Source organism: Xenorhabdus eapokensis (assembly GCF_001908105.1).
Map to the genome: position 1 here is coordinate 1 of NZ_MKGQ01000052.1, position 11138 is coordinate 11138.

Sequence of the window (11138 nt, forward strand, 5' to 3'; positions counted from 1 at the left end):
ATGATAAAATCTTGCTGTGACATAGCCTTTTGTTCCTTTATTTCTCTATTTTTGACGACTTAAAGTTATAAAGGAGCGGCTATGTCATTTCAACTCACCCTAAAAGTCGAGCATCGCGTTAAGGTTAATCAATAGAATGCAAATGTCAGATTGCGATGCGCCGGTTAGGGCGCGGCTGGCAAGAGAGCCTTATAGGCGCATATGAAAAACCCCCCGGCTATGTCGGGGGATACTTATTCTTATATATCAACCAATTAAATAAAAGCCATTTTATAAAGATCCTGTCATTTTCAGAAGCTGATATTGCAGCTACTCCGCCATTACCCTGGATGCAAGATACTGCCCTTCGGTCAGATTCGGTAGTTTCAAAATCCTGTTCTGAATCAGGCCCGTCTGGTTACCAATGAGTGTACATTATCGAGTTCAGTGACCAAGTGGACGGGCTCAGAGGTATTATCTTTTCTTTCGACTTAATGATAAAAAGTATGTCTTACCATTTCAAAATCATTGAATGTCCCTCAATCTCAACGTTAAGACCTTTATAATTATCTACGTGTGCAATCCCATTACTTGATAATAAATGGCTATTTGCTCCAATGATTATGACACTCATACCTGCAGCTAAGGCTGACTGAATACCAGAATCAGCATCCTCAAAAACAAGGCACTCACTAGGTTGCACACCTAAAATTTCTGCAGCTTTCAGATAGGGTTCTGGATTAGGCTTCCCACGAGAAATATCTTCTGAGGTAACCATTATATCAGGCACTGGTATCCCTGCACTTATGATACTTTGCATAGAGACTTTTTTTGCACCAGAAGTAACGATTGCCATACGGCCTGCGGGTATTGTTTTTATAAAATCAGCAGCTCCTGCGATCGGCTTAACCTGATTCAATTCTGCTATCGCTCGCTCCTTAATTTCATCAACACAGTGCTGATTATAAAAATAAGATGAAATAAGCTTCAATGTCTCTTCAATAGTTCTCCCATGAATAATGGAGAGAACATATTTGGTATCAAGGTGGTTTTCTTGAGCCCACTGATACCAAAGGCGTTCTATACAAGAGCCAGAATCAACTAATGTTCCATCAAGATCAAATAGTATTGCTTTACATTCAACGAAAGTCATAGTTGCCTCAGAAAATGAAAGGGAACAGTAAAAATCCGCCTTCATAGAAGGCGGCTTTGATTTCGCCCCAGAGGGGCGTTACTAGTTCAGACTCTGAGAGCCTTCACTTCACATCCCTTTTAACGATAATTGATTGTCTTCATGTTCATGTTTTTCCTGATACTTCACATACTTCCTTATCATTTCTTCATTTACACCTACGGTATCCACACAGTACCCTCTCGACCAAAAGTGATTTCCCCATAACTTTTTCTTTCTTAAATAGGGGAATTTATTAAATAATCGAATGGCTGTTCGTCCTTTTAAATGCCCAAGCACCTCAGATACAGATAATTTCGGGGGGATTTTTACCAAAAGATGAACATGATCTATTTGAACATTCAATTCTACAATTTCTATCTCGAGTTGTTCACAGGAAATCCGTATCTGCTTATAAACCTCCCTTCCTACATTATTTTTCAGTATCCTAAATCGGTATTTGGGCGTCCAGACGATATGATATTGACAACACCAAAGTACATGCGATGCTTTCTTGAATCTACTCATGGTTAAATCCTTCTCTGTTATGGGGATAATAGTTCGGATTTTCCCATGAGTAGCCTTACTGGCAGAGCCAATCTGTCGATGACCACCTCCGCAGGAGGTGGTATTCAGTTATGAATAAACACCCTTTTCTTTATTACTCTTATCTAAAGTGTTGCTTCTTTATAATACAATGAACTTTCCACAGCTAATCGCATTGCGGTGGCCATCTCTATCGTTTTGTTTGCCTGTGCTATTGCTGAGTTTACTAGCACGGCATCCATACCAATACCAAACAACTGCGTAACTTCTGTAACATTAATAATTCCTGTTTCACCGATGCATGGAATGCTAACCATACTTCTAACATTTTCCATAACTTCAAGGTTATAAATACCTTTCCCTGTCCCAAGCTCACCAGCAGATAAACGTAAAGCACAACACCCCATATCCTGAAGCTTCATTGCAGCATAAGGATCAGGCGTTATCATTGGCATTACGTCAAACCCTTGCCTGAGTAGTACTTCTGCAGCCTCTATTACTTCAAAGTTATTGGCCCAACGCTGCTTAGCATCATTTCTTACATCAAGTTTAACAAATTCGATATCAAATAATTCCCTCATCTTTAAGGCCGTATCAATAGCTTCTTGCGCTGAATGAACGAAAGATGTTGTTGATACATAGACACATTTATAGTCGACTTTTTCAAATGCTTTAGCTACATCAGTAATGGCGACTCCAGAACTGCGATCTTTAGGATTAATTGTTGCAATAAGAAGTTCCGCACCAGCCGCAATTGTCACATCTCTGATCATCTCAGCAGAGTTATATTGCTCAGTACCAATCATAAGCCTAGATGTTAATTCAACTTTCTTTGTCTTTAACCAAGGGTTTAGTGTCATTATAATATCCTTTTGAGTTTTTATGCATATCATATAGAGCAACCACAACAATATTCATTCTTCGAGAATGGATATCCTTTCATGCTTAATGTTAATGAATCAAAGGTAAATATTTTATTTATATATTTTAATTTATTCCCAATTAATATTTCAATCGCCATTGTTGCTGTTGTAGTTCCAATAACTCCTACTAAAGGCCCAAGCACTCCGATATCCACGGGTGAAGGAATTAGCTTATCTTTGGGTGCGCTAGGAAATATACAACGATAACATCCATTATCGATATCAAAGTAGGTAATTGATCCTTCATCACCTAATACACTTGCGTTTATATATGGAATATGCATTTTGCAGCAGGCATCATTGGCAATATAACGTGTTTCTAAATTATCACAACCAACAATGACAATGTCATGGTTATCAATATATCCTTCAACGTTGTTGATATTCACACGGTCATTGATACTGATTATTTCAATGTCGGAATTTAGTTTTAGTAGTTGTCTTTTAGCTACATCTACTTTTAGCATTCCGATATCATTTTCTCCAAAAAGTATCTGTCGATGTAAGTTAGATAAACTTATAACGTCATCATCTATTAACGTTATTTTTCCAACTCCCGCAGTTGATAAATATAGAGATATAGGACATCCTAACCCACCACACCCTACAATAAGAACAGATGATTTTTTTAATTTTCTCTGACCTTCATTACCAATGACTTTAATTTGTCTATCATAGCGATCATCATTCATATCAGCCTCCGGCCATCGGTATGATGACTTCAATACTACTATCAGTTGTTAGGCATATTGATGGATCTTTTATTCTTTGGTTATTTAAATATATCAGAACAAACTGGTTAAAATCAGAACCGCTTTTCATTATTTTTTCTACAAGCATTGGCTGATTGAGCTTTTTTATTACATCCATAACGGTTGAATTTTTTTCCAGAGATAACGATTTTGAATTTCCAATAGCTTTAGGTATAGTTACGTTTACTATAATATTTTTTGTCGTCATAATATAGATTTCCTCTCAACGATTAGTTTTTTAGAATTTATGTTTTCCATCACTTCCCATCCACACTTATAAATTTTTATTTTAGGTTTAAAAACAAGTTTTCGATGATTATTAAAGTAATTTACCAAGGTCTATAACCCTATCCGCAGATGATATTGTTGACGGACGATGTGCAATAATAATCCGGGTAATGTTTAGTTGAGAAATTGACTGATTAACTTTTTCTTCACATTCAACATCCAAATGGCTTGTTGCTTCATCCATAAATATAATTAATGGTTTTCGATACAAAGCCCGCGCAATCAGTAAACGCTGTTTTTGCCCCCCTGAAAGATTCCCTCCGAGTTCTCCGACTAAAGTTTCGTAACCCATTGGCATGGACGTAATGTCTTCGTGTATATGGCTTAGCCTCGCACATACCTCAACTTGTTGGAGATTAATTCTTTGTTCAAATCCTGAAATATTTTCAGCTATAGAGCCAGACAGAAGCTTGTCATCCTGAAGAACACAAGAAATACATTTTCTGTAATTGTTAACACCAATTTTTCCAATATCAAGTCCATTAACCAGTACATTACCTTCTGAAGGAAGCAGTAACCCTGCCATCAGTTTCAACAACGTTGTTTTTCCCATACCAGATGGGCCTATAATAGCCACACTTTCACCAGCATTGATATTCATATTTACGTTTTTGAGAATATAGCTAGTAAGAATATCATATTGATAGTACAAGTTACGGATCTCAAGATTCACAGGAACTCCAGATGGAAACAGATTGCGTTCTGGCATCTGCTTTTCTGTTTCAGACAATACAATGTCTGAAACCCTCGTATTATGCAAACTAAGCATTTTTAACCTAAAGAAGATATCAATAAGACTGACTGAACGCTCTGAAAACTGTCCCCTATAAGCATTAAAAGCAACAAACATACCGAGAGTCATAGAATTATCAATCACTGCTGTCGCACCGAGCCACAGAATAATGATTTGATCGCAAACAGTAATAAAATAGTTTATACCTGTAAACATCATATCCAATCTAGAAAGTCTTATTCCTGAATTTATTGCTTCCGCATTAAGATTGACCCAACGTTGAGAACGAGATTCAATTATTCCCAGAGCCTTTAATGTACTAATGCTATAAAGACTTTCCATAAAATGAGAGTTAGCAGAGGCATTTTTAATCATCTGTTCCTCTGAAATTTTCTTATATAGAGGATAGGTATATATACGTAGAATGATATAAATTAGGGTGAATCCCATAACCACCCATACTAGCCAACCTCCATATAACCACATCATAATAAACACACCGACGGACATAATACCGTCCATAACACTTGTCACTATGTTTTCTGTGAATGTGCTTCTAATGGTATCCAACGAACTAAAACGGGCTTGAATATCGCCAAGCTGTCGTTTTTCAAAATAAGAAACTGGAAGCCGTATTAGGTGGTTGAATAGTCCTGATTTCCATTGAATATCAATTGATGCTCCCGTTACAATAGAAACCCACGCCCGAAAAATTGATATGCCTGATCGAAATATAACGAGAAAAAACAGACCCAAACATATCACTGCAAGCAAGTTATAGTCACTAGCGGGAATGACATGGTCCATAACAAGCTGAGTGCCGACCGGTATTAATAACGTAATGGCTTCGATGATAAGAGAAAAAAATAAAATTTTCAGAAGAGCATTTTTTAACCCAACCACGTTATTCAAAAGCCGTGATAGATGAAGCTTTTTTTCTTCTTTAATCGGAACAAATTCACTATTTGGCCATATTTCTAACGCAACACCTGTAAAGTGATTTGATAATGATTTAATTCCGATAGTTTTTCGCCCGCTGGCAGGATCATGAATAACCACTTGTTTTTTATTTGACTTTATAAGAACCACAAAGTGATTCATATTCCAATGCAATATACAAGGGGTTTTCAATTCACCTATTTCATGGATATCTAATGTTAAGGCACGCATTTTCATGCCAAGGTTTTCGGCAATATTGATCAGTGTATCGAGTGTGGCTCCCCGAGAGGATATACCGTATCGACTACGTAAATTGAATAAGTCAATTCTCTGTCCATAATAATGACTAATCATTGCCAGACACGCAAGACCACATTCTGACGATTCAGACTGTAAAATTTGAGGAACGTTTCTGGTGAGTTTAAGATTAAGTTTTTTTGTCAGACTTTCCAGATAGTCACTCATCATTTACAGGTCCTGTTAAGCTTTTTTTTATGTCGTAGAAAGGAGATGTGATCCATTGATAAATTGGTCTTTTTTCTAAAAAAAGAACCGTTTTAGCCTGCATACCGCTGCTCAAATTCAATATTTTATCCTGATATTCAAAATGCGTCTGATTCAACAATACAAGTATCTTATAATATGATTCTGTCTTACTTGTGTTGGATTGAGGTGGTGAGCTACGGTAAGAAGCCATCTCTTGAACAGACGCAGGTATGTAAGATATAGATGTTATTTTTCCAGAAAATTGACCAAATTTCTCATGTGGGAATGCATCATAGCTAATGTTTACGCTGTCTCCGATAGATACATAAGGTATACTGTTATTAGGCAGCCAAAGCACTAAGTAATAAATTTCCCCAGAATCAGGAATAATCTGGGCAAGACTGTCACCCTCACTAACCATTTGCCCTTGTGTGACACTCAATGATTCTATACGCCCGTCAATAGGTGAATTAACAACCAAAGTACCAGTTGCATCAGTTTCAGCTAATTGGCGTTGTATATCGCTAATTTGAAGTTGGTACTGTGATATCTGATTATCAAAATCAGTTGCTTTAGTGATGATATCGTTATTCAGTGTTATTATTTGTTGTGATTCTTGAAGATGCTGATTGTATAAGCTATGGTATGAACTTTGGTACTGATAATAGGAATTCGTTTGTATGCTTAATTGGTCTTTAGTTATCAACCCACTTCGGGTATAGTGTTTATATGACTCCATCATATTTTTTGCATATTCCACGCCCTGCCTTGCATTTTCAACAATTTCTGCCGATTTCTTATTTGATTCCTCATATTGTTTTTTTTGAGCTAATAGACTGTCCAATGTTGTTTTTTTATTTATTTTTAATTTTTCAATCATCCCTTCAATTTGTATGATTTGTTTCTCCAGTTCTTGACGGCTATTTTGGCTCACTTTTCCTGAATTCGTTACGCGACTGATATCAATTTCGTAAATTGGGGTGCCTTTTTTAACATTATCTCCTTTTTTCACAAGATTATTTGAAATAAATCCTTTTTGATGAGATAAAATATTTACTGCTCGTGGTTGAGTAGTTACTTCACCATATACAGTTAACCTTCTTGTGTAACTTCCTAATATCAAAAATAAAATTAGAATAATAATGATAAATAGCGAAAAAAAACCGGCAAACCAAGCAGGAAATCCTCTTTTTATTATGGCTTGACCGGCCCATTTTGTTTTCTGAAACTCTATTGCTTCCTGTCTGAACAAGCCATTCATTTAGTTTTAATTCCTCTTGGGTCCGCCTAATAAGTGCAACTCCAATGCTTAAGCCCAACAACCACCTGCTAAAGTAACAACTGTCTTGAACGCAATTTTTATGAAGTTATCTGATGATACGAATCATTCTATTCTTCATCTTTTCTAATCATCTCATCTGTTAACTGACTCACTGTCGTACAAAAATATCCTCTGTCCCAAAAATGCTTACCCCAGTATCGCTTATTCAGATGCGAAAATTCTTCAAACAACTTACTTGCTGTTCTTTACTTCATTTTCCTTATGAGTGCAGCGGGCGCTAACGTCGGGGGACTGCTCACCAGTATGTGAACATGAACTTTGCTCACTACGCCTTTTAATATTTTGATTTAAAATGCTTCACTTGTCTGATGGACTCACTACCTCATCCGTATAATCTACTTCACCAATCAGCACTTTGTACCTGTATTTAGTTACCCACATAAAATGGTGTTTAATCTGAATTACTATATCTGTAATCCATGTTGCACCGCTCGCTACAACACAGTATCGCAGCTAAAGATGGTGGTTTTAATCTTTCACTGGGAAGAATAAAATAACATATTCCTTTGGTGTTTAATTTAAAATCTCAGCAATGCATGGGAATAGAGAATAATTAAGTAAATTGTACCATGTCAATTAGTTATTTTTGATTTGTGACTCAATCATCAAAATGGATATTTTTAATAATAATGCAACAATTTGATCCCTATATTGTCATTCATGAAATTATACATTGATTAATTATATTGCTCACCAGTTATTTGTATGGTGAAATAATTTAAATTCATATTAAATTAATGATGTCTTTCACGTTGTTTAGAATAAATTATTATCTTTCTTAGATTAAGTAAGTTATCTTAGAATATTGTTTTGTTTTTTTATAAGAAAGAACCTTAATATATGTCATAAAAAAGCAGATCAGAATCAATAACAACCGTAATAATTACGTGATAAATCTCACGAATTTTATTTATAAAATGCGAAAAAAAAGCTTGAATTATGATAAATAAGGAATATCATTATTTGTGTTTAGTTTCCCTTAAACCTAAAATATATACTTTAAGTGAGATTATTCAGGTTTTAATAATATTCTAAAAACTAACAATCAGGAGTAAATTATGAAAGAACTAGAAAAAAATAATTTTAAACGTGTATCTGGTGGATATTGTGGTATTCTTGCTGGGTGTAATCTTGCTACTGAAGCACAGTGCAGACAGCATGTCAGAATTATTATTCAATCTCGTCAAGAAGCGGGTATGAATCATTGGAATGCGATTAAAGATATATTTAAATCCAAGAAATGATAAAATTTAATTAGATACTACAAATAGTATTGTAATTGGTTTTATTTTTCTAATTAATCATTGACGTTAGGAGTTATATCATGGATTTGATATAACTCCTTTCAGTATAGGTAATTAATATGTGCTTAGAAAAACTATCGTTGAAGTTGGAAGATAAAGTCACGTGGTTAAAATCATTGAATGGTTTTGAATCAGTAATAAATAATCCATATGAAATAGATGTGGTAATGAAAATTTTAAAATATGTACACCTCTGTATTGTAGATAACTTTTCTGAATCTGACATTGAAAATAATGAAGAGTATGTTATTGATATTTTTTATGACCTGATAGATGCAATAGAAAAAAATGAAACAAAAAGAGTTATCAGTAATTTTATTAGCATTGATGACCTCATCTGCAGAATAAGACCATATCTAAAGCCAAGAAAGTTGAGGCTTTATCGAAAACAAATAGGTTTGTTAATAAAAAATAGGATGTCAAATAGTCAGGAAGAAAAAAATATTGAAAAAAAAATTCACTTTTTATGGATAGGAGACATGCCAGAAACCTACATTAAGAATATTCAACTTTGGTCTGAACTAAATAAAAATTATAAAATAACATTATGGTTAGACTTTGATACACTGCTTGCAGGACACCTTTATAAATACAAGTCTGGTAAAATAAAAAACACTGATTTGTCAAATAAAGACTCTATTAACCTTCACAAGGAATGCTTTAATTTCTATAAATCAAAATCAAAATCAAAATCAAAATCAAAATCAAAATCAAAATCAAAATCAAAATCATGCATAAATGATAAAATCATATCCAATTATTTAAAACAAACTAGTTTATTAATCGAAAGAAAAAAAATAATTAAGAGAATAAAAGATCATTTTTTAAATATATCAAATGACAATATATTTATTAGAGATGTAAATGATATAATAAAGAAGGAAAATTATATGGCTGAAAGAAATATATATAATTTTGAAGTTTTTTATAGAACGAATTTAGCGGCAGCGTCTGATATCGCAAGGCTTTTAATTTTAAAAGAAGAAGGAGGGATATATATAGATGTTGATACGATACCAAAATTAAATGTAAAATTAAGAAATGCAAAATCATTTGCAAAGAAAAGTAAATTTTACTCACTAGATTTAGAAACGTTAGATGTATTAAAAAATAAAATAATATTAAATGAACTATCAGAATATAATGTTCTGTCAAAGTCAAATTGGGGGAAGGGATTATGTATAGAGGAAAGTGATGATATTCTGGTTTCAAAGATAAAGGACTATATGAGTAAACTTGATAAGAGAGAGATTATCACTGGGTTAGGGGATGTTTATCTTCCTTTTGGTTTGTTTTTGATAAGCAGACATAAAAATAAAAAGAAAATATTTTTTAACAATGTTATTGCTACAAATACAGAATCCATCTTAATAAAAGAATGCTTAAATTTAATTAAGGATAATTATAGAAATATATTTGGTATATTTAAAAAAAATATCATATCTAATGATGAGAAAGATTTTTTTGAGAACTACAGTTTGGATGGTTACAAAAATGACTCTCGAATTACATTAAATATTTCTGGCCCAGGTCCATTACTCAACGCAGCTCATTTTTTTATAGTAAAATACTTTGAATTACCAAACTATATTTTACAAGAATCTACAATTGAATTGTTGAGTAACCACTTATCTTTTACTGAACAAACAATAGAAACGGAGCATAGTTTAAAATCATCTTGGATGTTATAGATATTAACTTTTGGCAGGATTATTGGTAACTTCATTAAAAATAATGACGAAAAGTTATAAACAAACATAGATATACATATCTCAGAAATTCTGGACAGAAGAAAATTATTAGCGCTAACCACTACACAATATTGAATGGATTGTATAGACAGACACTTGGCTTTGGTAGATTTCCATGAAACCGGAGATTGCCATAATTGATAGGAACTTTTTAGTTAGAGAAGAAAATTCATAATCACCCAACTCTAACTTCAAAAATAAGGCATTTAAATCAATTAAAAAAGCTAACAATAATACTTGATAACTTATTGTTAGCTAGTAACTATACAATCATATTTACTTTTTTTTGCTCTTGCTGTAATTATTATCATCGGCACAATAACTAAATGCAAAAAATGCAATTATAGATGGAATGATTATCGTAAAAAATAACCAAATCATTTTGATGCCCTCTTAAGTAGAATGTTTACTAGGGATTGTATTTTATACATCCCAAAAGATCAAAGATTATTTTCTCAGCAATCAGCAATGGACGAGCACCCCTCTGCTTGTCTGAAAAACAGATTTTCATTTTGCGGGTGTCATTTTCGGAAATCAGTCGCACACTCTATTAGAATTTTTGTAGCTCAATGAGGTCTGGCTTGTTGCCAACCTCATTAGGTAACCTGAGCTTCGTATATGGTCTTCCCCTGTATTGCAAGAGAGCTTTTCAGACAAAAGAACAAGGTAGCTTACGTATATCCGTACATGAACTCCCGCTTATGTGCAAGATAAGTTCGTTGGATGGCGGTCATAACTGCGTTCGTACATTCGGCTTCTGTGTTTGCAGGTTATTTTCTGCTGAGCCATGATGGATATATGCACACCTGCTCCTTATCGGCTTTCAGACCTTTATTCATTCTTGGTCGTCGGATATCTCAGGTTTTGCAGGTGTCGGTTTGACCGATCTTCCATCTCACTTTTCCTGCACAATTAGCAAGATCA

The 11138-nt window shown here is 34.0% G+C and carries 9 protein-coding genes and 1 pseudogene; 2 read left to right on the forward strand and 8 right to left on the reverse strand.

The features are described from left to right. Nucleotides 1-490: 490 nt before the first annotated feature. The 8 genes and pseudogenes from Xedl_RS18115 to tnpA (Xedl_RS18150) all read right to left on the reverse strand — a co-directional run bounded on the left by Xedl_RS18115 (nt 491) and on the right by tnpA (Xedl_RS18150) (nt 7540). Nucleotides 491-1132: an HAD-IA family hydrolase gene (locus Xedl_RS18115; RefSeq protein WP_074025147.1), complete on the reverse strand. Its 642-nt coding sequence runs from the start codon at nt 1130-1132 to the stop codon at nt 491-493. Nucleotides 1133-1240: 108 nt separating this feature from the next. Further along, nucleotides 1241-1678 carry an IS200/IS605 family transposase gene (gene tnpA / locus Xedl_RS18120; RefSeq protein WP_074021892.1) on the reverse strand — a complete coding sequence of 146 codons (438 nt, stop codon included), beginning with the start codon at nt 1676-1678 and terminating at the stop codon, nt 1241-1243. Between the two features lie 143 nt (nt 1679-1821). Beyond that, complete coding sequence (locus Xedl_RS18125) at nt 1822-2556, reverse strand: beta/alpha barrel domain-containing protein (RefSeq protein ID WP_158024406.1); 735 nt, start codon at nt 2554-2556, stop codon at nt 1822-1824. Between the two features lie 29 nt (nt 2557-2585). Then, on the reverse strand, nt 2586-3311 hold the full coding sequence (locus Xedl_RS18130) for a HesA/MoeB/ThiF family protein (protein ID WP_074025149.1): 726 nt from the start codon (nt 3309-3311) through the stop codon (nt 2586-2588). A 1-nt stretch (nt 3312) separates the two neighbouring features. Beyond that, nucleotides 3313-3579: a MoaD/ThiS family protein gene (locus Xedl_RS18135; protein ID WP_074025150.1), complete on the reverse strand. Its 267-nt coding sequence runs from the start codon at nt 3577-3579 to the stop codon at nt 3313-3315. 111 nt (nt 3580-3690) lie between these two features. Continuing rightward, entirely contained in the window at nt 3691-5799 is a 2109-nt protein-coding gene (locus Xedl_RS18140; protein ID WP_074025151.1) for a peptidase domain-containing ABC transporter, read from the reverse strand. Next, nucleotides 5789-7078, reverse strand: a complete 1290-nt coding sequence (locus Xedl_RS18145) for an HlyD family secretion protein (protein ID WP_074025152.1) — start codon at nt 7076-7078, stop codon at nt 5789-5791. The genes Xedl_RS18140 and Xedl_RS18145 overlap by 11 nt, the downstream gene beginning before the upstream one ends. Before the next feature lie 128 nt (nt 7079-7206). Then, nucleotides 7207-7540, reverse strand: a pseudogene (tnpA, locus tag Xedl_RS18150) (IS200/IS605 family transposase). A 677-nt stretch (nt 7541-8217) separates the two neighbouring features. Here tnpA (Xedl_RS18150) and Xedl_RS18155 point away from each other — a divergent pair. Together Xedl_RS18155 and Xedl_RS18160 are read left to right on the forward strand one after the other, a co-directional pair. Beyond that, nucleotides 8218-8403: a hypothetical protein gene (locus Xedl_RS18155; protein ID WP_074025153.1), complete on the forward strand. Its 186-nt coding sequence runs from the start codon at nt 8218-8220 to the stop codon at nt 8401-8403. A gap of 119 nt (nt 8404-8522) precedes the next feature. Then, complete coding sequence (locus Xedl_RS18160) at nt 8523-10154, forward strand: TcdA/TcdB catalytic glycosyltransferase domain-containing protein (RefSeq protein WP_074025154.1); 1632 nt, start codon at nt 8523-8525, stop codon at nt 10152-10154. The last annotated feature ends 984 nt before the right edge of the window (nt 10155-11138 follow it).

Excerpts from the sequence above, each read along its gene's own strand:
- Xedl_RS18145 (WP_074025152.1), bottom strand. The coding sequence starts at position 7,078 with ATGAATGGCTTGTTCAGACAGGAAGCAATAGAGTTTCAGAAAACAAAA.
- Xedl_RS18125 (WP_158024406.1), bottom strand. The coding sequence starts at position 2,556 with ATGACACTAAACCCTTGGTTAAAGACAAAGAAAGTTGAATTAACATCT.
- Xedl_RS18160 (WP_074025154.1), top strand. The coding sequence starts at position 8,523 with ATGTGCTTAGAAAAACTATCGTTGAAGTTGGAAGATAAAGTCACGTGG.
- Xedl_RS18135 (WP_074025150.1), bottom strand. The coding sequence starts at position 3,579 with ATGACGACAAAAAATATTATAGTAAACGTAACTATACCTAAAGCTATT.
- Xedl_RS18130 (WP_074025149.1), bottom strand. The coding sequence starts at position 3,311 with ATGAATGATGATCGCTATGATAGACAAATTAAAGTCATTGGTAATGAA.
- tnpA (WP_074021892.1), bottom strand. The coding sequence starts at position 1,678 with ATGAGTAGATTCAAGAAAGCATCGCATGTACTTTGGTGTTGTCAATAT.
- Xedl_RS18115 (WP_074025147.1), bottom strand. The coding sequence starts at position 1,132 with ATGACTTTCGTTGAATGTAAAGCAATACTATTTGATCTTGATGGAACA.
- Xedl_RS18140 (WP_074025151.1), bottom strand. The coding sequence starts at position 5,799 with ATGATGAGTGACTATCTGGAAAGTCTGACAAAAAAACTTAATCTTAAA.
- Xedl_RS18155 (WP_074025153.1), top strand. The coding sequence starts at position 8,218 with ATGAAAGAACTAGAAAAAAATAATTTTAAACGTGTATCTGGTGGATAT.